The sequence below is a fragment of the Pseudomonas cannabina genome (genome assembly GCF_900100365.1).
GTDB lineage: Bacteria > Pseudomonadota > Gammaproteobacteria > Pseudomonadales > Pseudomonadaceae > Aquipseudomonas > Aquipseudomonas cannabina.
The window spans coordinates 945,709-972,557 of sequence record NZ_FNKU01000001.1 but is presented as its reverse complement, the minus strand read 5'-3'; the positions used below and the strand labels follow the sequence as shown (position 1 = coordinate 972,557).

The window sequence follows — 26,849 nt, the reverse complement described above, 5'->3', positions numbered from 1 at the left end:
GTTGCCTGAGACCTGTTTGCTTAACCGCTCACATATTGATCATTTATCTGCGGGGGTCACATGCGCACACTGGAATTGGCAGGCAACACGGTACCAGTGTTGGGTCAGGGCACTTGGCACATGGGTGAAAAAGGTCATCTGCGCTCGGCAGAAATCGCCGGGCTGTGTCTGGGCATCGAACTGGGCCTGACCCTGATCGACACTGCCGAGATGTACGCCGATGGCGCCGCCGAAGAAATCGTCGGGCAGGCCATCGCCGGGCAACGTGGCAAGGTGTTCGTGGTCAGCAAGGTCTACCCGCACAACGCCAGCCGCAGCGGAATTCCGACCGCCTGCGAGGCCAGCCTGCGACGGATGAATACCGATTACATCGACCTGTATCTGCTGCACTGGCCGGGTCAGTACCCGTTGACCGAAACCGTCGAGGCCTTCGAGCGCCTGCGCGAAGCCGGCAAGATCGGCGCCTGGGGGGTGTCGAATTTCGACGTGCCGGACATGATCGAGCTCAACAACCCGCGCTGCGCCACCAATCAGGTACTGTACAACCCGGAACAGCGTGGCATCGAGTTCGACCTGATGTTGTGGAGTGCAGACCGCCATCTTCCGCTGATGGCGTACTGCCCGATCGGCCAGGCTGGCGACATGCTTTACCACCCTGCCCTGCATGAAACCGCCCGACGCCACAATGCGACCCCGGCGCAGATATCTCTGGCCTGGGTGTTGCGTCAGGACAACATGATTGCCATCCCCAAGGCGACCAACCCGGAACACATTCGGCTGAACATTGCGGCCGAGCAGATCCGATTGACCGAGCAAGACCTGGCCGACATCGACCTGGCGTGGCCGGCGCCTACACGCAAGCAGCCACTGGCGATGGTTTGACCGCTTGCGGTCAGGCTCAGGCAACTGAATGGACGCTGAACGCGGCCAGCATTACGCCAGGTGAGGAAATACTCGGCAACAAGCTGTCACAAATATGAAATAACCCGTTGTCATCATGCGCCAATCGCCTCGCCGTTCGGGCCGGGCAGCATGTGGACAGCCATGAATCACAGCATTGTGCACCATCAGGATTCCGACCTCTTCGGCCTGCTCTATGGCTTCCGCTTTCGTCACGGTGAAAGCGGTCAGGAAATCGGCGCGACCGCCGCACTGGACTACCTGCAAAACCCGCCGGATGAAAATGACTTTATCTGGCTGCACCTGAACCTCTCGCACGCTGCCTGCGAGCGCTGGATGAAAACCACGCTGGATCTGCCGGAGGAATTCTTCGAGGCGCTGCATGAAGGCTCGCGGTCGACGCGTATCGAACACGTCGACGCCACCTTGCTGGCGGTGGTCAACGATGTGGTGTTCGACTTCAACCGCCTGTCGACCGATATCTCGACACTGTGGGTCTGCGCTCGCCAGCGCCTGCTGATCACTGCGCGGCTGCAACCGCTGCGCTCGGTGGACAAACTGCGCTCGGCAGTCAAGCATGGCGAGCAGTTCGATTCGCCCATCGAGTTGCTGGCGCATCTGCTCAGCGATCAGGGCGAAGTTCTGACCCAGTTCCTGCGCAAGACCAGCGTCAATGTCGACCGTATCGAAGACCAGTTGCTGTCACAACGTCTGAGCAACAACCGCTCCGAACTCGGTGCCATGCGCCGGGTACTGGTGCGCCTGCAACGCCTGCTGGCGCTGGAACCGGGCTCGCTGATGCGCCTTCTGCATCGCCCGCCGCAGTGGCTGCGCGAGCAGGATGCACAGGCGCTGCGCCAGTCCATCGAAGAATCGTCGCTAGTGATCAACGACCTCACGGCCCTGGGCGAACGCATCAAACTGTTGCAGGAAGAAATCGCCGCCAATCTCAATGAACAGAGCAGTCGCACCCTGTTCACCCTGACCGTGGTGACGGTGCTGGCGCTGCCGATCAACATCGTTGCGGGCTTTTTCGGCATGAACGTCGGCGGCGTGCCATTGGCCTCGGACCCTGAAGGCTTCTGGATTCTGGTTGCACTGGTGGCGACCTTCACACTGGTCGCGGGGCGCTGGGCCTTCCGTAAACGCGGCGACTATTAAGTCAACGTAAGCGCATTTCTTGCACCGGCTGCAACGCTGCGCCGGTTGTCAGAAAACCGCCACAAGCGGGCGATCATTCGTGACTTGTCGCATCTCTGTCACATTTTGCAATGACCATGTCAGTAATCTTTCAACCCAGGATTGCACACATGGCTACCAATGCACTTTCTCCCGATGCCGGCGGCCGGGCGAGCCTGTCGGCCACTCAATTCGGCCGCAAGCCCAGCCGGATCACCATGATTCTTTTCTTCGTGATACTCGTTTCGGGCCTGCTGTTCACTGGCTACAGCCTCAAACAGGACGTAGACGACATGGGCACGGTGGTCACCACCTGGACGCCCTTCGTGTTGCTGGGTGTGGCGCTGCTGATCGCGTTGGGCTTCGAATTCGTCAACGGCTTTCATGACACCGCCAACGCCGTCGCAACGGTGATCTATACCCACTCCCTGCCACCCGGTTTTGCGGTGGTCTGGTCGGGTTTCTTCAATTTCCTGGGTGTCATGGTGTCCAGCGGCGCGGTGGCGTTCGGCATCATCGCCCTGCTGCCGGTGGAACTGATTCTACAGACCGGCTCATCGGCAGGCTTTGCGATGATCTTCGCGCTGCTGATCGCCGCCATCATCTGGAACCTCGGCACCTGGTGGCTGGGCCTGCCCGCCTCTTCGTCACACACACTGATCGGCTCGATCATCGGTGTCGGCATTGCCAACGCCTTGATGCACGGGCGTGACGGCACCAGCGGTGTGGATTGGTCACAGGCCACCAAGATCGGCTACTCGCTGCTGCTCTCGCCCTTGGTCGGCTTCGGCTGCGCCGCCCTGCTGTTGCTGGCCATGCGTATGTTCATCAAGAACCGCGCGCTGTACAAGGCACCCGAGGGCAACGCTCCGCCGCCGTTGTGGATTCGCGCCATGTTGATTGTGACCTGCACCGGCGTGTCGTTCGCCCACGGCTCCAACGACGGGCAGAAAGGCATGGGCCTGATCATGCTGATTCTGGTCGGCACCCTGCCGATGGCCTATGCGCTGAACCGCACCATGCCTGCCGAACAGTCCACCCAGTTCGCGGCCGTGGCGGAAGTCACCCAGCAGGCGCTGATCCGCAACGTCTCTCAACCGGCACCGGCTGACCCGCGCAAGACGCTGTCCGATTACCTGGTCAGCAAACAGGCCAGCCCGGAGCTTATCCCGGCGCTGGCCGTGATGGCCGGCAAGATCGGCAACGAGGTGGCCAGCTATGGTTCGCTGTCGAAGGTGCCGGCAGAAGCCGTGACCAACGTGCGTAACGACATGTACCTGACCTCGGAAACCATCCGGGTGATGGAAAAAAACAAGGTGGGTGATTTCGACGCTGACACCAAAACCAAGCTTGAAGCCTTCAAAGGGCAGATCGACAGTGCCACGCGCTTCATTCCGACTTGGGTCAAGATTGTGGTCGCCATCGCGCTCGGGCTGGGCACCATGGTGGGCTGGAAGCGTATCGTGGTGACCGTCGGTGAGCGGATCGGCAAGACCCATATGACTTACGCACAGGGCGCGTCGGCAGAAGTCGTGGCAATGTTCACCATTGGCGCGGCGGACATGTACGGCTTGCCGGTGTCCACCACCCACGTGCTGTCCTCCGGCGTGGCGGGGTCGATGGTCGCCAATGGCTCTGGCTTGCAAATGCGCACGTTGCGTAACCTGGCCACCGCCTGGGTGCTGACCCTGCCTGCGGCCATTCTGCTGTCGGGCTCGTTGTACTGGGTGTTCAGCAAGCTGTTTTGAGGTCTATTGTGGGGGTAATGTCGGCCGAAGGCCGCGGGAGCAAAGCGCAGCCTCCGTGGGAGCGGACTTGTCCGCGAAAGGGCCGATACATTCTCCGAAAAATACATCGTCTGAACTACCGCCTTCGCGGACAAACGAAGCGTCGCCCGGTCCGCTCCGACAAGGGGCCAGATGCCTTTCGTGGACTGGTCCGCGATCTGCCGGGGGCTGTCAGCAAAGCGCAGCCTCCGTGGGAGCGAACTTGTACGCGAAAGGGCCGATACATTCCCCGAAAATATATCGTCTGAACCACCGCCTTCGCGGACAAACGAAGCGTCGCCCGGTCCGCTCCGACAAGGGGCCAGATGCCTTTCGTGGACTGGTCCGCGATCTGCCGGGAGCTGTCAGCAAAGCGCAGCCTCCGTGGGAGCGGACTTGTCCGCGAAAGGGCCGATACATTCTCCGAAAAATACATCGTCTGAACTACCGCCTTCGCGGACGCATCGAAGATTTGTGACGCAGAGCGTCACAAAGTGAACATTGTTACGGGAATCACCGTGCCGCTGGGTCCGGCGGTACATCGCCCTCGGCACTGGTATCAATACTCACCACCACTGACATTCCCGGCCGTAGATGATCGAGCATCGGCTTGTCGGCGTCGACGACGATGCGCACCGGGATGCGCTGGGAGATTTTCACGAAGTTGCCGGTCGCGTTGTCGGCGGGCAGCAGGCTGAACTCCGAGCCCGCAGCAGGCGATATCCTTTGTACATGACCGTGCATTTCGCGACCGTCCAGCGCGTCCACGGTGAAACTCACTGGCTGGCCGAGGCGAACGTTGGCCATTTGGGTTTCTTTCATGTTGGCGACGATCCAGCGTTGCTCCGGCACCAGCGCCATCAGTTGCGCACCGGAATTGACGTAGGCGCCCAGACGCACGCCGATTTGCCCCAGCTGCCCGTCACGCGGCGCGACGATGCGGGTGTTGTCCAGGTCGATGCGTGCCAGTTCGAAAGCCGCTTGCGCATTGGCGACCGACGCTTCCAGCGAGCCGCGATTGACGATCACCGTTTGCAGGTCCTCACGGGCGATCAGCAATACCGCTTTGGCTTGTGCAACCGCCGCGTTGGCCTGGGCATCGGCAGCTTCGGTCACGTCCAGCTCGCTTTTGGACACCGAGCCATCGGTCACCAGCGCCTTGTTACGACGCAGGTCGGCGGCGCTCTTGCGGCTCTGCGCCATGCTGTTCTGCAACTCGGCCTGACGCTGACCGATCGTCGCCTCGGCGCTGCGACGCTGTTGCAGGTTATTGGCCAGCGAGGCCTTTTGCACCGCCAGTTGCGCCTCGGCCTGATCCAGGCGCTGGCGATAGATGCGGTCATCCAGACGGACCAGCAAGTCGCCTGCCTTGACGAACTGGAAGTCCTGCACCGGCACGTCATAGACATAACCACTGAGTTGCGGGCCGATCAGTGTGGTCTGGCCTTTCACCTGGGCGTTTTCAGTGCTCTCGATCGGGCTGCCAAAGGGCGGCAATTGCCATGCGTACAGCACCACCAGCACACCGACCAGCGCAACAGCCCCGAAAATCACCGAGGAGACGATGCGCTTGCGCGCCGAGCGCGGTCGGCTGGTGACCGGCGACTTCAACGGTGCCGGGGCCGGTGAAGACGAGCTGCGAGGTGCTTCAGTGTCGGGGGTAGTGGATTCAGTCATGAAGATCTAACGCCGGAATGGGGTACGGAAGGCGCAGCGGCAGGTGCAACCAGGGCCAGCGCCTGATGTTGGGTGGTCATTTTCAGCCACAGCATGCGCAGTGAAATCCAGATCATGGTCAGCACGGCAATCAACGCAATCAGCATGAACACGTCGTTATAGGCCAGCACATTGGCTTCCCGTGTCGCCGCCGCGGCCATCGCGCGGATCCCCTGACTGTTGCGCAGTGTCGGGTCGGCGATGACTGAGCCGTAACTGGCGCTGTAGCTTTGCAGCCGAGCCTGCACCAACGGGTCGATCAGCGTCAGGTGCTCGACGATGTGGCTGGAATGAAATTTTTCGCGCACGACCTGAAAGGTGCCCAGTGCAGCAGACCCGATCAGGCCGCCGATGTTCTGAGCGATCCCGAACAGCACAGAGAAACTCACCATGTTGCGCGGGTTGGCCAGCACCCCACTGATGCCCAGCACCAGCGTCGGCCCGAGGAAAAACGTTCCGCCAAAGGCCAGCAGAAACTGGCTGAGGTACATGTTCGATTGCCGTGTCAGGTTGGTCGAGTGGCTGTCCATCCAGGCACCCACCGCCATCATTGCCAGTGCAATCAACAGCGGCTTGATCAGGTGCGCGGGATTGATGGTCAGCGCACTGACCGCCAGGCCTGCAACGCTGCCCAGCAACATCACCAGATACAGCGTATGCAGTTGCTGACTGCCCATGTTCAGCGCCTGCAGAAACCCGACGGCACCTACCGACTGTTCGGACAGCACTACGCGAAAGAGGATGACCGCCAACCCGAGGCGCAGGATCGCCCCGCTGCCCAGCCAGCGAGTGATCAGCAAAGGGTTGCTGCGGTTGTGTTCGATGGCCAGCCCGGCGCAGATCAGCGCAATCGACGCCGCCGAGGCGATGCCGATCCACGGCGCCTCCAGCCACCACTCGATACGCCCCAGCGACAAGACCGCGCAGAGCAACGCAAAACCGGATGCCAGCAGTCCGAAGGTCCGAAAATCCAGCTTCTCGAACGCCTTGAAGCGATCACCTGGCGGCAATTTCAAGAGCAGCACGCAACCCAGCGAGAGCAGCGCCATCCCCAGTTCAAACAGGTAAAGGCCCCGCCACTGGGCAATTTGCAGCAGATCCTCGGACACCAGTCGGGCCAGCGGCGTGGCCAATTGAGCGGTGCCCAGCCCGAGCACCAATGCCTTGAGCCGCCATTTCTGCGGAAAGGCCTGAATCATGTAATACAGCCCCAGCGTACTGAGCGCAGCGCCAACCATGCCATGCGCGGCCCGCACGGCGATGGCTGAATCGATGTCATTAACGAACAAATGCGCCAGCGTCACCAGCGAATAAAGCACCAGAAACAGCTCGGTGAACGCGCGCAAGCCGAATTGCTGACGAAACTTCACCAGCAAGAGGTTCATCGACACATTGGTCATGATATAGGCGGCCGGTAGCCAGGCGATGTCCTGCGACGTCGCACCCAGCGCACCTTGCAGATAAGGCAGGTTGGCGATGACCAGCGCGTTGCCGAGGCCGCCGGTCAACGCGACGATCACCCCGACTAGCGCAAACGCCCAGCGCAGCGCAGTGGAATGCAGCGGCGTCGACGGCGAGCCCGGCATGGTCGGGCGCTCGTGGGCCGCCCATTCGCGTGGCGCGTATTTATCGCTCATGAAGCGCGTTCATGGAAGAAGTCTGGCATGGTCAGGACCTGTGGAATGCCCTCGTGTGACACTGCCAAGCATGAGAATACTCATCCGCTCGCAATGATTCCTGTGCAAGCGCGTATACAGTCGGCGAACATTGAAAAATGATGGCTATTTGAAACTTCTGGTTATGCTTAAACGCAGTTTTGCTTTGCACATTTGCGCTGCTAGGATCTGCTGCGATGCCGCGACACTGCGACAAACGCCAGAACAAGAAGAAAGCGCAATCGAACAAGGAGTTCAGAATGAGTTCACAGGTTTCATCCGCCCGCTCGGTCCGGCAGCCCACCAGCCGTAATGCAGTGGCTATCGAGGTGCGCAATCACATCGGCCATTTGACCCTGAATCGCCCCGAAGGCTTGAACGCCATCGATCTGGACATGGTTCGCACGCTGCAACGCCAGCTCGACAGCTGGGCTGATGATCCGTCGGTCTACGCAGTGGTTTTGCGTGGCGCGGGCGACAAGGCGTTCTGTGCCGGGGGCGACATCCGCTCGCTGTATGAAGGCCACCAGAGTGGTCAGGACCTGCATTACACTTTCTTTGCCGAAGAATACGCGCTCGACCTGAGCATTCACCGCTACCGCAAGCCGGTTCTGGCGTTGATGGACGGCCTGGTGCTCGGCGGCGGCATGGGGCTGGTTCAGGGCGCGGACCTGCGTCTGGTCACCGAACGCAGCCGTATCGGCATGCCCGAAGTCGCCATCGGTTATTTTCCGGACGTGGGCGGCAGTTATTTCCTGTCGCGACTGCCCGGCGAACTCGGCACGTGGCTAGGCGTCACCGGATCACAGATCGGCGCGGCCGACGCGCTGTATTGCGGTCTGGCCAACTGGTCGACCAACAGCGAGCAACTGCCGCGGCTTGACCACATGCTCGATCATCTGAAATGGAAATCGACTCCCCTCAAGGACCTGCAAGGCGCACTGGCCAAACTGGCGACCCAGCGCCTGCCTGAGCCGCCGCTGGAAGCCCTGCGTTCGGCCATCGATCATTTCTTCGGCCGACGGGACATCCCCGGCATACTCGAACAATTGCAGGAAGTAGCCATCGGCGACACCCGCCAGTGGGCGCTGGACACCGCCTCCCGCATGCAAAAGCACTCGCCACTGGCCATGGCAGTCACTTTGGAGATGCTGCGCCGCGGGCGTCATCTGCCGCTACAGGCCTGTTTCGCCATGGAACTGCATCTCGACCGCCAGTGGTTCGAGCGCGGAGACCTGATCGAAGGCATACGGGCCCTGATTATCGATAAAGACAAGAAGCCGCAATGGAAGCATCGCAGCGCGCAGGACGTCAGTGCCGCGCACGTCGACAGTTTCTTCAGCGGCATGGAGGGTTGAGCCATGCACGATCTGGAACTGAGTGAAGAGCAGGTCATGATTCGTGACATGGCGCGCGAGTTTGCCCGTAACGAAATCGCCCCGCACGCGCAGGCCTGGGAAAAGGCTGGCTGGATCGACGACGCGCTGGTGGCAAAGCTCGGCGAACTGGGCCTGCTGGGCATGGTCGTCCCGGAACAATGGGGCGGCACGTATATCGACTACGTGGCCTACGCACTGGCGGTCGAGGAAATTTCCGCCGCCGACGCCGCCACCGGCACGCTGATGAGCGTGCACAGTTCGGTGGGCTGCGGGCCGATCCTCAACTTCGGGACCGACGAGCAGAAACACACCTGGCTGGAAAAACTCGCGAGCGGTCGGGCAATCGGCTGCTTCTGCCTGACTGAACCGCATGCGGGCTCCGAAGCGCATAATCTGCGCACGCGCGCCGAGTTGCAGGGCGATGAATGGGTCATCAATGGCGCCAAGCAGTTCGTCAGCAATGGCAAACGCGCCGAATTGGCGATTGTGTTTGCCGTGACCGATCCTCAACTGGGCAAAAAGGGCCTTTCCACGTTTCTGGTGCCCACTGAAAACCCCGGTTTCACCGTCGACCGCAGCGAACACAAAATGGGCATTCGGGCGTCTGACACCTGTGCGGTGACGCTCAATGACTGCCGTATTCCTGCAGCCAACCTGCTGGGCGAGCGCGGCAAAGGGCTGTCCATCGCCCTTTCCAACCTGGAAGGCGGCCGCATCGGCATCGCCGCTCAGGCGCTAGGCATCGCGCGTGCCGCCTTTGAAGCGGCGCTGGCCTATGCGCGGGAACGCGTGCAGTTCGACAAGCCGATCATCGAGCACCAGAGCATTGCCAACCTGCTGGCCGACATGCACACCCGGATCAATGCCGCCCGACTGCTGACCCTGCACGCCGCGCGTCTGCGCAGCGCCGGGCAGCCGTGCCTGTCGGAAGCCTCCCAGGCCAAACTGTTCGCTTCAGAGATGGCTGAATGGGTGTGCTCCAAGGCGATCCAGATTCATGGCGGCTATGGCTATCTGGAGGATTACCCCGTCGAACGCTATTACCGCGATGCCCGTATTACTCAGATATACGAGGGTTCCAGCGAAATCCAGCGCCTGTTGATTGCCCGCGAACTGCGCCACTATCTGGTATGAAGCGCGATCACCCCGACGACGTCTGTCGCCGGGGTACGCTTTCAGCGTCGCATGAATCGAACTCGCCCCAGCAACGTAACCAGCAACGTCAGTGAATCGGCGTTTTTGAGCATGATTTTCGCTCGTTTCTGCACGTCGGAATAAAACACGTCCTTGGCCTGATCCAGTGTCGGCTTGCCGGTAACGCGCAGAATCGACTGCTTGCCATCGCCATCCCTCCTTCGCAGATCACGAATCTCTCCATCTTCGAGCTTGCTGAACAACTGGCTGCGATCGGTGTTGTAGGACAAGGTTTTCTGCTGGAGCGTCACCTGCTGGCTTATGAGCTTTTTGCGATGCTCCGATGCGTCATCCAGCAGGTCCAGATACGGCGCCTGAGAGTCGACATAGGCAATATCAGCGGTGTCGAGCGCGAGATGAGACAGCTCATGAAGCAGGATGGCGGCGCGATAATGGCTGCCGAACCTGAATTCACCCGAGCGCATCGCACTGATCTTGAATCGATACTCCGGGGCGTGGAAGAACAGTTCGGTCAGGAAAATCCTCTGGTGGGGGTCAGCCGGGATGACAAAACCGCTGGTCGACTCATGGCCAATCCGATTGATTCCCACGACATAGCGCGGCGAGTCTATCGGTGACAGAGACGGGTCCATTAGCGCCTGATAGACGTCGGTGACTGGTGTTCTGGTCATTTCGTAAAGACCGACATCCCAGACTGTGTGAAAACACACTGATGAAGGCCCAAGCAAACGCCCCGACTTGTTCGGGGCGTTTTTTTTGTATTGGCGCAGACGAAAAAAATGTCCGCTCAGCCCATCAAAGCCATCAGATGGCGCACACCGAGCACTTTAATCGCTCGTTTCAGGTTATAGGCATTCACCGCCAAGGCCATTTCAGCTTTTGTACCCTCCAGTTGTCGCAGCAAGAAACGGCCATTACCAAATAGCCATTGCTTGAGGTTGCCGAAGGGGTGCTCAACGATGGATCTTCGGTTGGCCATCATCTCAGGATGCGCCTGCATTCTTTGCTCCATCCGCTCGAAAGCCTCTTCATGGGCATGTCGTGAGACATAACGGCGCCGGGCTCGAGTGCATTGCGTTTTCAGCGCGCAGTTGGCGCAGTCATCGACCTCAGCCTGATAGATCCGATCACCTTTGTTGTGCTGTTTTAGCGTTAACCATTTGCCTGCCGGACACTGGAAACGATCGTGTCCGGTCTCATAGATAAAGTCTTTTCGCTCAAAGAGCTGCTCTTCCTGACTGCCAGGGTTTTTCGAACGATTGGGCGGTACATAGGCCGTAATCGAAGCATCCTCGCAGGCCTGAAACTGCTTGCCATTGGAGTAGCCGGCATCGGCAGTGACCGTCAGATCATCTTGCTGTAACTCTGCTTTGGCGGCCTTGGCCATCGGCTCCAGTTGCTTTCGGTCATCGCCATCTTGGGTGACCTCATGATGCAAAATCAGGCAATGCTCGGCGTCCACGACGGTTTGCACGTTGTAGGCCACACGTGGCCCTTTGGCCGTGCGCATCATTCGGGCATCGCTTTCATGGGTGTTGAACTGCTCGATGCCCATCGAACGCATCAGTGCCTGGCAACTCTGATTATCCTGTTGTCGAGCCTCAAGCTGTGCCAGGGCTACCTTGATTGCGCTGCGATCAATTGAATCTGTGGTTTCAGCCTTGTCGGCCTCATCCAGCTCGGCCAGATACTGAGCGATGCGCTTATCCAGTTTTTCTTCCTGGCGCTTGAGCTGCTTCAAATTCACATGACGCCGTGAGGATGCGACCGCCTGAAACTTGCTGCCGTCGATGGCCACCAACTCACCGGCGATCAAGCCTGCCGTGCGACAAAACCGAACGAAAGCACGGCAGGTCGCGATGAAGGCGGGTTTATTGTTCTTGCGAAAATCGGCGATGGTCTTGAAGTCGGGCTTGAGCCGGTTGATCAGCCACATCACTTCGATGTTGCGCTGACACTCGGCTTCAAGACGTCGCGATGAGCGAATCCGCTGAAAATAGCCGTAGAGGTAGAGTTTTAGCTGATCGGCGGGATCATAAGCAGGGCGCCCCGTGCTTTTTGGAATCGCTTTATCGAAGCCCAGTTGCACCAGATCGAGCCTGGCAACGTACAGGTCAATGACACGAACGAGGTGATCCTCGGGGATCAACTCTTCCAGCGAGACCGGGAATAGGCTGGTCTGGCTGCGGGACTCACCTTGGATGTAGGCCATAACGAAAAATGCTCTGTATCTTTCGATACGGAGCATTTTCTTTGAGCGCTGCGCAGATTGCTAGGTTTTCACACAGTCTGATCCGGTGTCTTTTCGCTGAAAAATTCAGCAAGAATGCGCTCCACCCGTGCGTCGACCGCGCCTTCGGGCGAGCGAAGGGCAAGATTGGCCAGGCAGTTTTCCAGATAGCGCTGCGCCTGAGCGTGCGCCTCTTCGATCGACTGCGCCATTTCCCGGTAGATACGGCGAATCTCTGACATCCCTCTGGCATTGACGACCATTGCTTCATCGACATCGTCATCCACGATATCGCGGTACAAGCGGGTGACCATCCCGCCGCCGCCCTTCAGCCCGCTATGAATATCGAGTCTCCAGCGCTGGTTTTCGTCAAGGCGCACAGACGGTCCGGTTTTGCCATGAGCAACGATGAACCAGCCTTCCGCATCAGAGCGCAACTCATACACTTTGCCCTCAACAGCGGCATAGGTGCTACCGGTCACCAGATCGTTGTAGGTATTCATCAACTCATCGCGCGACAGTGTGTTCAGCGCGACAGTGTGGAATTCGAACTCGCGCAACCGGGCCCGTACCTGCTGACTCAGCGAACTGTTGCCCCATGAAAACTCCAGCGGTGACGGGTTATTTTCATCCGAGTCATCAGACGCAGCCTCTTCCGCCAGCGTACCCACCTCCTCATCCAGTTGGGCGACCAGCGCACGCGGGTTTTGCCGGGCGGAAATCATTACGCTCAGCGCCGCCATGAACTCTGAAAACGCCTTGCCCCAACGTTGTTCCCCGGCCGACACCGCCGACGAGTTCAATAACGTCTGGCTTTGCCATACTCCGATAAGCACACCCAGCCGCCCCGGCATGAGTGTCATGATCTGCTCGGCGCCCATGCTGAACAGGTATTGCGAGGCGCTGCGTCGGTGCTCGGCATTGGTGACACTCTGCTGCCGAACCTCCAGCTTCAACGCATCCAAAGCGCCGTTGAACAGCAACTCGGTAGCATTGCCCTCAAAAGCCTCGACACTCAGGCTGACCGACGGAGGTCTCTCCCAGGGCACGTCGAACGAAGACTCGACGCTGAACGGCACGTGCGGCTCCACGAACCCACCGTTGTCATAGATCTTACGAACCTCGGGATCGATCCGACTGAGAATGAAGGCCTGAAGACTGACGGAGGTTCGAATGTCTTCAAGCAACGCGGCCTGATGCGGGTATTCCCTGAAAACAAACTCGTCATGCATCAGCGTGTAGAGTATCCATGGGCCAACGTATGGCTCGGCAGGTCCGATCAGGTAAGTGTTCGCCACCACGGCCGGGGCCCAGCCTTGCGTGGCCGGGAGCAGTTGCAACGGACTGAGCACCACCTTCACTCCCTGAACCGGAAGACGTGCGACTCCATCGGGCATATTCAGTACGCCTTCGATGAAACGGTAGGCCTGATCGGACAGCTCGTTCCTGAGCTTGAGGACCAGTGCCCGCAAGGTGTCCAGCGCTGGCATCTGTTCGGTGAACAGCTGCTTGCGCTCAAGATAGGTCGGGGAGGTCTGCGCCAGCGCCGACGTCAGCAACACCCGATAACCTGCGGCGACATCCAGCGACTCGGCCAGGCTGCGGATGTAGAGCGGTGTCAGCGTTGCAGGCAGGGGCCGACCGTCCGCAGAAGCCAGTGAAATGACGCCGTCTTGCCTGGACATGAAGCGCTTCGCCGCAAACTCGACCAGATTTTCATTGATTCTTTGAGTCGCCGCAGGTATCGACGCAGGCACCTGGCCCGGGGCGACAGGCACGGGAACATAATGGGTCAGCGTGACCTGGATCGCTTCGGGGTCAAGGTATTGCTCGGGAAAGTCCGCTTTGAGGCGGGCGATCAGTTGTGCCAGCGAGTACTCGTAAAGGCCGGGGATATCGAATAGAAAGTCCTTTCTACCGACACAGATGACATAGAACCGACGCATGGCCTCGACGAGAGAAACCTGATCGAGCATCGGCGCCTCGCTGATCCAGACGGGTACCACCGCCTTGTAGATAATGAACTGAATGGCAACACCCAGATTGCTCAACGCCTGACGGTTGCGGTCGTCGCGCTCGGCGGCACTTAGCAGATAAGTGAAAGTGCTCGATGGCAACTGCCAGGTCACTGCCTGCCGGTAAAGGTCAGCGGCGGTAAGCTGTTGACGCTCGACTTCCTGATGCTGCAAGGCCTTGATGAAATGCCCGTCGATCCGCTGCAGGGTCAGCTTGACCTCCGGCGCTTGAACTCGCCCGAAATAAGCGAGCAGCGCCTGTTGGTCCGCAGGGGTCAGAAGGCCGGACAGTGGTGCGCCTTCCGTGCTGCCGAGCAAATGAGAAAGAACATATTGCTCAAGCGTCGCGACGTTTTCGAACAGCGTCAGGCCTCGGCCCAACGACCACAGGACCGGATCGAGCGGGCCGCCCACCACGAAGGTGTTGGGCAACATGATGGAAGGCATGTGCGCGTCGTAACTGATCGACAGGGTATAGGCTTCCACGCGCGCTTCGCCGAGCGCAGCACGCATGGATCGCAGCGGCCTGTCGAGCACTTGCTGAACGCTCTGCAGCGTCGACTCCGGCAACGTGGCGATGCGCTGTTCCATCAGCAGCTCGAGACGCAATGCGTACTCGCGGATCAGACTGCATAACACGCCTGGGTGCACCGCCATGTTCATATAGCGGCTCGATTTTACGAAAAACTCACCCACTTGCCGCTCGAAACGCGCTGGAAAGTCCGTCAGTACACAGGTGAGTATCTGTTCGAGCAAAGACACAGGCAAACGCCGCACCGGTCGGTCTGACATCGGTGCTGCCAGCCCTTCAAGCACCTGCCCGGTAGAACGCGCTGTCTGCACATGACCACAGGCCCGCTCGAGTGCAACTGACAGCAGAGGCAATGGCTGTTCATCGCCAGCGGTCCCGGTAACCCAAAGCGCCTGAGCATCCAGGCGCGGTCCGTCAACTTGTGCCAGATAGCGGTTCAGCGCGTGCAGCATGCAGCCGTCCACCCCAACGTGCAAAGCATCCTGACGCGCCAGTAACGTTTCGATTTTTTTCAGTTTGCCAAGCCAGGTATCGGACGCCTCGTGGCTGATGCGCACCGCACTTTGCGCCGCTGCGGCGGATGCGCCCCAGAGCTGATCGAAGGCGACCGGCGAAGAACGCCAGCGCCCCGGGTCTTGCAGGCTCAACAGCCGACCATCCAGATAAGCCCGTATATCCAGGGCGTCATCAATGCGCACCGGTGTCTTTTCGAAACCGATGGCAGGTAGCCCCAGCACATGGCGCAAATTGCGTTGCTGCAGCGCAATCAGCGAATCCATGCACTCGCTGAAAAAATCTGCCGTGGTCAGCTCTTGATACAGCTCGACACTGCCTGGCGTTCTGACGGTGACGTGATCGTTCAACGATGAGTAAAACAGTAGCGCGGCGCGATCAGGGTCACTGGCCAGAAAGGCCACCAACTGCTCCGAACCGTCAAAATGACTGAGACCTGAAAGGGATGAATACAGGTACATGCCAGACGACGCATCTGCCGGGAAGTCGATCAACAAAAGCCCGACCAGCTTGACGGGTTCCTGACCGGCTACGATTGCTGACAACCGTCGCCCCCTGATCGATTGTGGATCGCTTGCGACTCGATGCGAGGGCAACAGGTCAAGCAGGCGATGGTATTCGGCATCGCCAAGCGAGCCGTCTGCACGGCTGGCCAGCAAATGTTGACGAAAACACTCGGCCAGCGCATAAATCACCGATTCACGCCGGGTCCGGCCATCCGCCTGCGCCGACGTCCAGTAGTCCGCCAGTAACAGTTCGTAAACAGTACCGATGTCGCTGACTGCACCGCTCAGTGCTTGCCGGAACAGGCTGGCCTCCGCATCAGCCAGCTCGCGGCCCTCATGATCCATGAACTGATGGAAAAGGCCGGGCGGCAAGCGCTCGGAAACGATTGCATCCAGCGCCGAATCCGCCAGATACTGGGCGCCCACGACGGCTGTCAGTACCCGATCAGTGAGCGGCCTGCTGTCGACGATTTGCAGAAGATGGCTGAAGACATCAATGCCCTCTCCCGCCCCTCGCCGGGTCAGACCCGCCTGAAAAGCCACGCCCGCTGCCATCCGCAGATCAGGAAGGTCATGCAACTGTGACCAGAGGCCCTCAAGATGCCCGGCCTGTTGGCGCATGATCGAGAGGGTTCGCGCTTCGAACAGGGGCCCCTCCACCAGCTCGGCATTGATCGTGACCTGAGTACCGATTTCATCGAACCGCTGTTGCAGGACGGCGAGCAACGCAGCGCGCTGCTCGAATCGCTCGATTCCGAACGTCAGAGTGCTTAAAAAGACCGCTGTGTCGCCTGCATCCTGACTGCTGAACAGCAAGGCGCCCGCCAGTTCGGCATTGACCGCCGAACCATCGCTCGTGACCAGCCTGTAGACCTCAGGCTTTGGCGCTGAGAAATCTGGAGTAGCAGGTTCGCTCGTCAAGCCAAGCAGCCACTGGCCCTGACTGAGACTGATGCGCGTCTGCTCGACGGCGTCCTGAATATCCAGGGCAAAGCGCGCACGCAGGGTGTCGCTGAAAAAATACGGAGGTGTGTCTGACATTTGCTGTTTCCCTTGGTCCAGCCTCACTGCACACGAAACCTGAGCGCATGGGTGAGGACAAAAGGAAACAGCTTATTGCGATAACCTGCGGCAACTGCGTTACATAAAGCAGCTTAGCAGTATCGGCTCAGTTGGCCGCTACCCGGGCGTTCTTTTCGACCCAGGCGGCGAACGCGTCGATGAAGGTCTGTAAAAACGGTCGGGTTTTCTCGGACAGCACACCAGCCTCGTCGAAAAAGCTCCCGGCACCGCCCAGATAGGCTTCAGGCTGTTGCAGACACAACACGTCCAGAAACACCAGTGACTGACGCAAGTGATGGTTGGCACCAAAGCCGCCGACAGCGCCTGGCGAAGCACTGATCACAGCGCCCGGCTTGCCACTGAAGGCGCTCTTGCCATACGGACGCGAGCCCACATCGATGGCGTTCTTCAATGCACCCGGTACCGAGCGGTTATATTCCGGGGTGATAAACAAGACGCCGTCGGCCGCGCCAAGCTGCTCGCGAAAGGTGCTATACGCTGGCGGCGGTGAGGCGCCGTCGATATCTTCGTTGTACAGCGGCAAGTCGCCGATCTCGACGATGTTCAATTTCAGGCTGGCAGGTGCCAGATCTGCCAGAGCAAGCGCGATCTTGCGGTTGATGGAGTCTTTTCGCAGACTGCCGACCAATACGGCAATGGTATGAACCTGGCTCATGAAAATATCGTCCTCTGATTCAAGGGAAAGTTGGGTGGGGAACAGAAGCAAGGTTTAGACGCCCCCCGCTCCGGTCAATTCCCGAGTACTATCCCGCAGCCCCGATTATTTTTTCGCTTCGGGCAAACTCCCCTATAGATCAGTGGTCTACAAACCTCGATAGTTTTGTAAACCAGCAGTTATATTCAGTTTCAGAGGTTAGTGAGCAAATGGCTTCAGTTCTCGTCGGACAATTTCATGCCAGAGACGTCGAAGGTCGCGTCTACCCGGTGCATGAGTTCCAGGAATCGCAGCCGGATGAGGCACAGAGCGGTCAGCCGGTGATCACCTACAGATTGGCGATCGGTGACCGGGTCAGGCATCTGGGTGGGGACAGTTTCGAGTTGGTCGGGTCCGGCGTGCAGATGACCCGTATTCCCGGGTAATCAATGCTTTCCTTGTCTTGGGCCCGCCCGCATCATGCAGCGGGAAAGATCAGGTACCAGAAGATAGCGGTTTCACGAGTGTGTGGATCAATGCCTCGATAGCGCATGTGGTCCACCCCGCCTACCACGTAGCCGCAACGTTCGTATAAACGACAGGCCGCCAGGTTGTTGTTCTGGGTTTCCAGAACGATACCGGGCAGATTGCGCTTGCGACTCCAGAACTGCGCCACATCGAGCAGCGATCGGGCCACACCATGGCGCCGCGCCGACTCATCCACGGCCAGTTCATCAATATAGGCAAAGCCGCTCCAGTGCGTGCTCATGACGATGTGCCCGACCGCACGTCCGTCCAGCCAGGCCACCATGACCGAGCTGGACGCCGCATCGCGATGATCGGCGAACTCCTGAGAGTCGATGCCGTAGTTCTTGCGGTACGGCTCGACCGGTTCGACCTGCCACGACTCGACACTTTCACCGATCCGCGCCTGGGCAAAGCCGGACACCGTGAAGGTGAATTCGCTGTTGAGGATGTAGTCCTCGAAGCACTCGTCTGCCACCCGGATGCTCAAGGCAGGATTTGCCAGGTTCATGTCAACACTCGCCGATTACCGTCAGGAAGAGGCCTGCGCCTCGGCTTCCAGCATCTGAACCCATAGCGCAGGTGCCCCGCTAGCCTTGGCGATCGTGTTCATACGCACTTCGTGCTCGGCCAGTTCACTTTCACTGGCACGAATGACGCGGCAAGGCAGGCGATCCGCCGGCAACCGGCGAATTTCACTGCCACGACTGCTGCCGCCCTCGCCCGAACCGTTACCGTCAGAGGCATTGCCGGCCAGCGACAGGCTGGTCTGCCCGCCCGTCATGGCCAGATAGACTTCCGCCAGAATCTCGGAGTCGAGCAACGCGCCGTGCAGTTCGCGGCCCGAGTTGTCGACGCCGTAGCGTTTGCACAGCGCATCGAGGCTGTTGCGCTGACCTGGATGACGCTCGCGGGCCATCATCAGGGTGTCGAGAATCGAGCAGTGGCGGGTGATGTCTGCCTTGTCCTGCGCACCCATCAACGCGAATTCGTTGTTGATGAAGCCAACGTCGAACGCCGCGTTATGAATGATCAGCTGCGCGCCTTTGATGAACTCGAAGAACTCATCGGCGACTTCGGCAAACCGGGGCTTGCCGACCAGAAACTCATTGGTGATACCGTGAACGCCGATTGCGCCTTCGTCACTTTCACGGTCGGGTTGCAGATACACGTGAAAATGCCGCCCGGTCAGGCGGCGGCCGATCAACTCGACACAACCGATCTCGATGATGCGGTGGCCATCGGTGACCGGCATACCGGTGGTCTCGGTATCGAGTACGATCGATCTGTTATCCAGGTTTTGCACTGCCATTGACTCTTGCCTCATCTACAGGCCGCGATCTTAGCACGTCGCAGCCACTGCAAGCCTGCAACCCCGACGGGGATCAGCCGTGTTTGATGCCGCGCACTTCATCGACACCACGGTTGGCCAACTGATCGGCACGCTCGTTGCCGGGGTGGCCGATGTGACCGCGCACCCACTGCCATTTGACGGTATGACGGCTGACCTGCTCATCCAGCAATTGCCAGAGGTCGGCGTTCTTGACCGGCTCCTTGGCGGCCGTTTTCCAGCCGCGCTTCTTCCAGTTGGGCATCCATTCGGTGATGCCTTTCATGACGTATTGCGAGTCGGTGACCAGCGTGACTTCACAGGGACGCTTGAGTTCTTCGAGCCCGCGAATGGCGCCGGTCAGCTCCATACGGTTGTTGGTGGTATTGGCTTCGCCACCCCACAGTTCTTTCTCGACCCCTTTGCAGACCAGCAAGGCTCCCCAGCCGCCGGGACCAGGATTGCCTTTGCAGGCGCCGTCGGTGAAGAGTTCAACGCTATCACTCATTACAGTCTTTTCCACAATGATGGGCTTCGTTACAGGACACGCGCAGCCGTCGGGGCTTGCGCTCTATCGTCAGGGCTCCGGATCCAGAGCGTTGCGACTGACCTTGGCCATCGGCATGGGAATCAGTTTGCCGATCGGGTCGCGGCGCACCTGACGCACGGGCCGCAGCCCCACCACCAGCTTGCGCGCAACCAGAAGATAGAAGCCGCCGCCGGGGCTCCGACGTCCGTCGCCGAGGCTTTCGAGGCCTGCCAGGCGTGACTGCCATGCTGCTGAAGCAAGGGGCGGACGATAGCATCCGAAGCGCCGTTTCTCCAGCGCGAAGCCCAGCAGATTCAGCCAGTCGGCAACCCGCGAAGGCGAAATGCAGCGGGCCTTGCGCAGCGCGTCACGCGCAAAAACGTGCCGCACTCCCCAGGTGCTCCAGGGGTTGATCCCGATGATCAGCAAATGCCCACCGGGGCGCACGCTGCTGGCGGCTTCACGCAGCAGGCCGTGGGGCGACAAACAGAAATCCAGGCCGTGCTGCAACACCACCACATCGGCCGCGTGCTCGCTCAAGGGCCAGGCCTGTTCTTCACAGACAATCTCGACACCCGGCAGCGGTGCGCCGAGCCTGACGTTGCGCTGTACCTGCGGCGCGACCGGCGGCGTCTCCGCCGACGGTCCGTAATGCACCAGATAGCCGCCGAAATAACGCCCGAGTTCCTCGTCGAGCACCCGTCGCTCCTCTTCTAGCAGAAGCTGTCCCAATGGCCCTGAAAGCCATTCACGGGCAGCGCGGATCAATGCAAGCCACTCAGGATCAGCCTGAGCGAACGCTTCATCGGTCATGAGTTCTCCTCCAGAGGTGCTCGCCTACAGCGGCAACTGACTCTAAGATGCACCATTGTCCGCCGCTATGCGAACTGCGCCATGATACAGATACACGCCCTTCCCGCTTTCAATGACAACTACATATGGTTGTTACAAGACCTTTCGAGCCAGCGCTGCGCGGTGGTCGATCCGGGCGACGCGCAACCGGTCCTGGACTGGCTGGCGCAGCATCCGGAGTATCGGCTCAGCGACATCCTGATCACTCATCACCATAACGACCACGTCGGTGGCGTGGTGCAGCTCAAGCAGGTCACTCAGGCACGTGTGCATGGCCCGGCCACGGAAAACATTCCGGCACGCGACGTGGAACTGGCCGACCATGACCGGCTGAACGTGCTCGGGCTCGAGTTTGTGGTCCATGCCGTGCCCGGCCATACGCTGGGCCACATTGCGTTCTATCATGAAGACGCCACGACACCGCTGCTGTTCAGCGGCGACACCCTGTTTGCCGCGGGCTGCGGACGCCTGTTCGAAGGCACACCGCAGCAGATGCACGACTCGCTGCAACGCCTGGCCGGGTTGCCGGACAGCACGTCGATCTACTGCGCTCACGAGTACACACTGAGCAACCTGCGCTTTGCTCGGACGGTCGAACCGGACAACCGGGACATCGCCGAACGCCTGGCGGAAGTCACCCGCCTGCGTGCCGAAAACCGCATCAGCCTGCCGTCCACGCTGGGCCTGGAAAAACGCACGAACCCGTTCCTGCGCACCCACGAAACATCCGTTAAAGAAAAAGCGGACGAACGGAACGGCGCGCAAAACACCTCGCAGAGTGCGGTCTTTGCTTGCTTGAGGGCCTGGAAAGATAAGTTCTGAAGTGACCGTGAAACCGCAATAAAATTCTGAATGGTTGACCAGCGGCGGGCTGCTTCCTAGAATCGCCCGACATTTTCGTCTGGATGTACCCCCCGAACAATGTCGTCATCTATCAGCAAGCCTTCACATCCGGACGCATTGACTCGGTTGGCTCAGGCCATGGCCGTCACCGCGAGTGCGCTTCTGGCCGGTTGCCAGAGCACCGCCAGTGTCGACTCTGCCAGCAGTCACCGCACGCAGAACCTGGCCGCCGGAATCAAGCAAAAACCGATTTTCCTGACCCACAAGCCCACGACCCCGCTGGCGCCGCCCCAGGATGTCTGGGAGCGCATGCGCCAGGGCTTTCAATTGCAGCAAGGCAACGATCAAAACCCACGTATCGACCAGCAGCGTCTGTGGTTCGCCAACAACCCTTCCTTTCTGGAAAACGCTGGCGAGCGCGGCAGCCTGTACATGCATTACATCGTCGAGCGCCTTGAAGAACGCAACATGCCGCTGGAGCTGGCCCTGCTCCCGGTGATCGAAAGCGCCTACAACCCGATGGCGGTGTCCCGCAGCCAGGCCGTTGGCCTGTGGCAGTTCATCCCCTCTACCGGCCGCTACTTCAACCTGCGGCAGACCAGTTTTTATGACGGACGACGCGACATTCAGGCCTCGACCGTTGCCGCACTGGATTACCTGACCCGTCTGCATGACATGTTCAACGGCGACTGGCTGCTGGCTCTGGCCGCTTACAATGCGGGCGAAGGCACGGTCAGCCGTGCGATCGAGCGCAACGACAAGCTCAACCTGCCGACCGACTACTGGAACCTGCCGCTGCCGCAGGAAACCCGTGACTATGTGCCCAAGCTGCTGGCCCTGTCACAGGTCGTGCTTTCGCCAGAGGCGTATGGCGTCAACCTCAATCCGATTGCCAACCGGCCTTATTTCGAAGTGGTCGAGCTCAACAAGCGCGTTGATCTGTCCAAGGTCGCCAGCGCCGCCGACATCGACGAAGACGAGCTGATCCAGCTCAACCCGGCCTACAAGAAGCGCCTGACCATCGACGGGCCTCAGCATCTGCTGGTGCCGACGTCCAAGGCGCAACTGCTGACGGCCAGCCTGTCGACCATGAAACAGGAAGAGCTGGTCGCCTGGCAGCCTTACCGGGTGCGCCGAGGCGATACGCTCGAAAGTCTGGCCAGCCGTTATCAGGTCACGGTCAGTTCGCTGAAGGGCAATAACAAACTGGCAGGCAATCGCCTGAAAGTCGGTCAGTCACTGAGCATTCCGGTCAGACCGGGCATGGAAACCTCGCAGCCGGTGTTTGAAGCACTGGCCAGCAACGACAAGCCATCACGTACACGCAGCTACAAAGTCCGCAGCGGCGACAACCTGACCACCATCGCTCAGGCCAACAAGGTTGACGTCGAAGACCTGCAACGCTGGAACAAGCTGTCCGGCAAAAAACTCAGCGTCGGTCAGACACTGGTCATGCAGGACACCACCAGCAAGAGTGCCAGCAAAACCGGCAGCAAGGCCGTTGCCAGCGCCAGCACAAAGGACGGTGACAAGAAGTCCATGCAATACAAGATTCAGAAAGGCGACTCGATGTACCTGGTTGCCAAGCGCTTCAACGTCGAGATGCAACATCTCAAGCGCTGGAATCCACGCAGCGGCCAGGCCCTCAAGCCCGGTCAGACCCTGACCGTCTACCTGCCGCATTGATGACGTCGGCCGCTTGCCCTCGAATCAGCTCGGGGCGGGCGGCCCTCACACTCGTTGCAACGCCCTCGCCTGTAGTCTTTTTCCTGCAAGGACAAGCTGTTACTGTTAGCGACCCGAAAGCCCAAGTCGCCTGGATCGTGATACGTCCCTTCCTGCTAATCGTCAGTCTGGCCTTGAGCTTCTGCGCCAACGCAGCCATAACCGAAAGCCATGGTTATGCGCAGTTTGGCGTGCTCAAGTACCCGGCCAGTTTCACTCATTTCGACTGGGTCAATCCCGAGGCGCAGAAAGGTGGCACCTTGCGAATGATGGCATTTGGCACATTCGACACGCTCAACCCTTACACCTTCAAAGGCAGCAGCCCGATTTCAACGGGGAATTTCCTGCAATACGGCGTCAACGAGCTCAACGAGCCGTTGATGGTAGGCACCGGCCAGTACGACCCGTCCGGCGATGAACCGACCTCCAGCTACGGTCTGATCGCACAGTCGGTGGAATACAGCGAAAACCGTAGCTGGGTGGTGTTCAACCTCCGTCCACAGGCGCACTTTCATGATGGCAAACCGATCACGGCCTACGACGTGGCGTTTTCCTACCGGACGTTGCTCAAGGACGGTCACCCCCAATACCGCACCGCTTTACAGGAAGTGCAGCGCGTCGACATTCTCAACCGGCATCGCATCCGGTTTGTCTTCAAGCGCTCCGGCAACCCGCTGCTGATCCTGCGCCTGGGCGAAATGCCGGTACTGCCCCAGCATTACTGGAAAGACCGCGATTTCAAGGCCACCACCTTCGAACCGCCGCTGGGCAGTGGCCCGTATCGCATTACCCGTGTCCAGCCTGGACGCCAACTGGTGTTCGAGCGCGTCAAGGATTACTGGGGCAAGGACCTGGCGGTCAATCGCGGCAAATACAATTTCGACCGCGTCGAAGTGGAGTTCTACCGCGACAGCGACGTGGCGTTCGAGGCCTTCAAAGCCGGCGAGTTCGATATCTACATCGAACATCAAGCCAAAAACTGGGCGACGGGCTACAACTTTCCGGCCGTCACCAACGGCGAGGTGATCAAGGCGCAGATCCCGCACCGGATACCGACCCAGACCCAGGGCCTGTTCATGAACACCCGGCGGGCCGCATTCGCCGATATCAGGGTGCGTGAAGCCCTGGGCCTGCTGTTCAACTTCGAATGGACCAACCGCACGCTGTTCAGCGGCGCGTATGACCGCTCGACCAGCTACTACCCCAATAGCGAGTTTTCCGCGACGGGCCTGCCGACCGGCGCCGAATGGCTGCTGCTGGCGCCTTACCGCGATCAACTGCCCGCCAGCCTGTTCACCCAGCCGTTCACGCCGTCGAAGACCGATAGCGGCGGCATCCCGCGCGAAACGCTGCGCAAAGCCCTTACGCTGCTGACCGATGCAGGCTGGACACTGACCGATCGCGGTTTGCTCAACGCTGAAAAGCAGCCGCTGCGGTTCGAGATTCTGCTGGTCAACCCCAACCTTGAACGCATCCTGCAACCCTACATCGAAGACCTGCGTCGCCTGGGCATCGATGCCGGTCTGCGCACCGTTGATCGCGCGCAGTACAAGCAGCGTCTGGACCGTTTCGACTTCGACATGATTCTCATGACCCTACAACAGACGCTGAGCCCCGGCCTTGAGCAGTGGCAGTACTTCCACTCCAGCCAGGCCACGATCAACGGCAGCAAGAACTACGCCGGCATCGCCAACCCGGCGGTCGATGCGCTGCTGAACAAACTGCTGGCCGCGCAGACCCGCGATGAGCAAGTCGCCGCCGCCCGTGCGCTGGACCGCGTGCTGCTGTCCCAGCACTACAGCATTCCCAACTGGTACCTGAACAATCACCGGCTTGCCTATCGCAACCGATTCGCCATGGTCACTACCCCGCCCTACACCCTGGGGCTGCGCGCGTGGTGGCTCAAGACTCTGGAGAAGCCCCGATGAACCGATTGCACTCTCTGCGCTCGCAGGCAGCTGCCCTGCTGCTGGCCAGCCTGGCCTGCGCGGTGCACGCTGCACCGCAGCATGCCGTGACCCTGTACGACGAAGCGCCAAAATACCCGGCCGACTTCAAGCATTTCGACTACGTCAACCCGGATGCGCCCAAAGGCGGCACGTTTCGGCAAGCGGGCTTCGGCGGCTTCGACAGCCTCAACCCGTTCATCAACAAGGGCGTGCCGGCAGATGACATCGGCCTGATCTACGACACCCTGGCCCGCGCCAGCCTGGACGAACCGTTCAGCGAATACGGGCTGGTGGCCGGCAAAATAGAGAAAGCGCCGGACAACAGCTGGGTACGCTTCTATCTGCGCCCCGAGGCGCGCTTTCATGACGGCCACCCGATCCGCGCCGAAGATGTCGAATTCAGCTTCAAAACCCTGATGGAACATGGCTCCCCCATGTACAAGGGCTACTATGCCGACGTCGATCAGGTCATCGTCGAAGACACGCTGCGGGTGCTGTTCAAGTTCAAGCACAAGGGCAGCCGCGAAATGCCACTGATCCTCGGCCAGTTGCCGGTGCTGCCCAAGCATTTCTGGGCGGACCGCGACTTCAGCAAGGGCAACCTGGAATTTCCGCTGGGCAGCGGACCGTACAAGGTGGTCGATGTCAAAGCCGGACGCTCGGTGCGCTACGAGCGGGTCAAGGATTACTGGGCCAAGGACCTGCCGATCAACAAGGGCTTTTACAATTTCGACGTGCTGACCACTGACTATTACCGCGACAACACCGTCGCGCTGGAAGCCGGCAAGGCCGGGCAGTTCGATTACTGGATTGAGACCAGCGCCAAGAATTGGGCAACGGCTTACGACACGCCCGCCGTCAAGGATGGTCGACTGATCAAGGAAGAGTTGCCCAACGGCAACCCGACCGGCATGCAGGGTTTTGTGTTCAATCTGCGCAAACCGGTGTTTCAGGACGTGCGGGTGCGTGAAGCGTTGACCTTGCTGCTGGACTTCGAGTGGACCAACAAACAACTGTTCAACGGCGCCTACAGCCGCACCAAGAGTTACTTCGACAACTCGGAGATGGCCTCCAGCGGCCTGCCGTCTGCCGAGGAACTGAAAATCCTCGAACCGTTGCGCGGCAAGATCCCGGACCGGGTATTCACCGAGCCCTTCGAGTTGCCGGTCACCGACGGCAGCGGCATGATCCGCCCGCAGCAGCGCCGCGCCTTTCAGTTATTGCAGGAAGCCGGCTGGAAAGTGGTCAGCGACAAGATGGTCGATACGCAGGGCAATCCGGTGAAGCTGGAGTTCCTGATCGCGCAGACCGAGTTCGAGCGCATTCTGCTGCCGTACAAGCGCAACCTGAGTGATCTGGGCATCGAACTGGTGATTCGCCGGGCGGACGTGTCGCAATACATCAACCGCCTGCGTTCGCGGGACTACGACATGATCGTCAGCAGCTTTCCGCAATCCAGCTCGCCCGGCAACGAGCAACGCGTCTATTTCGACTCCTCCAGCGCTGATAATCCGGGCAGCCGCAACGTCATCGGTTTGAAAGACCCGGCTGTCGATACGCTGGTGAATGGCCTGATCAACGCCGACTCCCGCGCCAGTCTGATCACTTACACCAAAGCCCTTGACCGGGTATTGCTGTGGGGTTTCTATGTGGCCCCCAACTGGCACATCAAGACCTGGCGGGTGGCTTACTGGAACCATCTCGATCACCCCAAGGCCAAAGCGCTGTCGGATATCGGCTTGATGACCTGGTGGGCGAAACCGGACGTCAAGCCGGTGATCGCAACCCCGTCAGCCTCTGATCAGGCCAAGCCTGCGAACGCGGAGCAATAAC

The 26,849-nt window shown here is 59.8% G+C and carries 19 protein-coding genes and 1 pseudogene; 10 read left to right on the top strand and 10 right to left on the bottom strand.

Annotated features, from left to right (window positions below):
* The first annotated feature begins 60 nt into the window (after positions 1–60).
* The 3 genes from BLT55_RS04630 (at position 61) to BLT55_RS04620 (ending at position 3,827) form a co-directional block, all read left to right on the top strand.
* On the top strand, positions 61–882 hold the full coding sequence (locus BLT55_RS04630; RefSeq protein WP_055001189.1) for an aldo/keto reductase: 822 nt from the start codon (positions 61–63) through the stop codon (positions 880–882).
* A 162-nt stretch (positions 883–1,044) separates the two neighbouring features.
* Positions 1,045–2,061, top strand: a complete 1,017-nt coding sequence (locus BLT55_RS04625; protein ID WP_024647110.1) for a transporter — start codon at positions 1,045–1,047, stop codon at positions 2,059–2,061.
* A gap of 149 nt (positions 2,062–2,210) precedes the next feature.
* A complete protein-coding gene (locus BLT55_RS04620) occupies positions 2,211–3,827 on the top strand; it encodes an inorganic phosphate transporter (protein WP_055001188.1) in 1,617 nt (538 codons plus the stop codon).
* Between the two features lie 531 nt (positions 3,828–4,358).
* On the opposite strand, the gene BLT55_RS04615 is transcribed toward BLT55_RS04620, so the two are convergent.
* Complete coding sequence (locus BLT55_RS04615; RefSeq protein WP_055001187.1) at positions 4,359–5,522, bottom strand: HlyD family secretion protein; 1,164 nt, start codon at positions 5,520–5,522, stop codon at positions 4,359–4,361.
* Entirely contained in the window at positions 5,519–7,198 is a 1,680-nt protein-coding gene (locus BLT55_RS04610; RefSeq protein ID WP_055001186.1) for an MFS transporter, read from the bottom strand. Before BLT55_RS04610 ends, BLT55_RS04615 begins: the two co-directional genes overlap by 4 nt.
* Positions 7,199–7,476: 278 nt before the next feature.
* Between BLT55_RS04610 and BLT55_RS04605 the strand changes: the two genes are divergently transcribed.
* Both BLT55_RS04605 and BLT55_RS04600 read left to right on the top strand, forming a co-directional pair.
* On the top strand, positions 7,477–8,574 hold the full coding sequence (locus BLT55_RS04605) for an enoyl-CoA hydratase/isomerase family protein (protein WP_055001185.1): 1,098 nt from the start codon (positions 7,477–7,479) through the stop codon (positions 8,572–8,574).
* A 3-nt stretch (positions 8,575–8,577) separates the two neighbouring features.
* Complete coding sequence (locus tag BLT55_RS04600) at positions 8,578–9,729, top strand: acyl-CoA dehydrogenase family protein (protein WP_055001184.1); 1,152 nt, start codon at positions 8,578–8,580, stop codon at positions 9,727–9,729.
* A 41-nt stretch (positions 9,730–9,770) separates the two neighbouring features.
* Here the strand turns inward: BLT55_RS04600 and BLT55_RS04595 are convergent.
* The 4 genes and pseudogenes from BLT55_RS04595 to BLT55_RS04580 form a co-directional block, all read right to left on the bottom strand.
* Positions 9,771–10,439: pseudogene (locus tag BLT55_RS04595) on the bottom strand (dermonecrotic toxin domain-containing protein); the annotation flags it as partial.
* A 98-nt stretch (positions 10,440–10,537) separates the two neighbouring features.
* Positions 10,538–11,962: an IS1182-like element ISPsy6 family transposase gene (locus BLT55_RS04590; protein ID WP_055001182.1), complete on the bottom strand. Its 1,425-nt coding sequence runs from the start codon at positions 11,960–11,962 to the stop codon at positions 10,538–10,540.
* Between the two features lie 68 nt (positions 11,963–12,030).
* The gene (locus BLT55_RS04585) at positions 12,031–16,587 is read right to left on the bottom strand and encodes a dermonecrotic toxin domain-containing protein (protein ID WP_074800107.1); all 4,557 of its coding nucleotides are present in this window, start codon (positions 16,585–16,587) and stop codon (positions 12,031–12,033) included.
* Between the two features lie 127 nt (positions 16,588–16,714).
* Complete coding sequence (locus tag BLT55_RS04580) at positions 16,715–17,284, bottom strand: NADPH-dependent FMN reductase (RefSeq protein WP_055000216.1); 570 nt, start codon at positions 17,282–17,284, stop codon at positions 16,715–16,717.
* 209 nt (positions 17,285–17,493) lie between these two features.
* On the opposite strand from BLT55_RS04580, the gene BLT55_RS04575 reads away from it, so the two are divergent.
* Positions 17,494–17,709: a hypothetical protein gene (locus BLT55_RS04575; protein ID WP_007250352.1), complete on the top strand. Its 216-nt coding sequence runs from the start codon at positions 17,494–17,496 to the stop codon at positions 17,707–17,709.
* A gap of 32 nt (positions 17,710–17,741) precedes the next feature.
* Here the strand turns inward: BLT55_RS04575 and BLT55_RS04570 are convergent, their stop codons facing one another.
* The 4 genes from BLT55_RS04570 to BLT55_RS04555 all read right to left on the bottom strand — a co-directional run bounded on the left by BLT55_RS04570 (position 17,742) and on the right by BLT55_RS04555 (position 20,460).
* Positions 17,742–18,299 carry a GNAT family N-acetyltransferase gene (locus BLT55_RS04570; protein ID WP_055000215.1) on the bottom strand — a complete coding sequence of 186 codons (558 nt, stop codon included), beginning with the start codon at positions 18,297–18,299 and terminating at the stop codon, positions 17,742–17,744.
* Positions 18,300–18,320: 21 nt separating this feature from the next.
* Positions 18,321–19,100, bottom strand: a complete 780-nt coding sequence (gene dnaQ / locus BLT55_RS04565; RefSeq protein ID WP_054079530.1) for a DNA polymerase III subunit epsilon — start codon at positions 19,098–19,100, stop codon at positions 18,321–18,323.
* A 73-nt stretch (positions 19,101–19,173) separates the two neighbouring features.
* Positions 19,174–19,626: a ribonuclease HI gene (gene rnhA / locus BLT55_RS04560; RefSeq protein ID WP_007250330.1), complete on the bottom strand. Its 453-nt coding sequence runs from the start codon at positions 19,624–19,626 to the stop codon at positions 19,174–19,176.
* Positions 19,627–19,695: 69 nt separating this feature from the next.
* Positions 19,696–20,460, bottom strand: coding sequence for a methyltransferase domain-containing protein (locus BLT55_RS04555; protein WP_055000214.1), 765 nt, complete (start codon positions 20,458–20,460; stop codon positions 19,696–19,698).
* 81 nt (positions 20,461–20,541) lie between these two features.
* Here BLT55_RS04555 and gloB point away from each other — a divergent pair, with 81 nt between their 5' ends.
* The 4 genes from gloB (at position 20,542) to BLT55_RS04535 (ending at position 26,848) form a co-directional block, all read left to right on the top strand.
* Positions 20,542–21,321: a hydroxyacylglutathione hydrolase gene (gene gloB / locus BLT55_RS04550; RefSeq protein ID WP_055000213.1), complete on the top strand. Its 780-nt coding sequence runs from the start codon at positions 20,542–20,544 to the stop codon at positions 21,319–21,321.
* 99 nt (positions 21,322–21,420) lie between these two features.
* Positions 21,421–23,028: a LysM peptidoglycan-binding domain-containing protein gene (locus tag BLT55_RS04545; RefSeq protein WP_055000212.1), complete on the top strand. Its 1,608-nt coding sequence runs from the start codon at positions 21,421–21,423 to the stop codon at positions 23,026–23,028.
* Between the two features lie 137 nt (positions 23,029–23,165).
* Complete coding sequence (locus BLT55_RS04540) at positions 23,166–24,995, top strand: extracellular solute-binding protein (RefSeq protein ID WP_055000211.1); 1,830 nt, start codon at positions 23,166–23,168, stop codon at positions 24,993–24,995.
* The gene (locus BLT55_RS04535; RefSeq protein WP_055000210.1) at positions 24,992–26,848 is read left to right on the top strand and encodes an extracellular solute-binding protein; all 1,857 of its coding nucleotides are present in this window, start codon (positions 24,992–24,994) and stop codon (positions 26,846–26,848) included. The genes BLT55_RS04540 and BLT55_RS04535 overlap by 4 nt, the downstream gene beginning before the upstream one ends.
* Position 26,849: the final 1 nt, after the last annotated feature.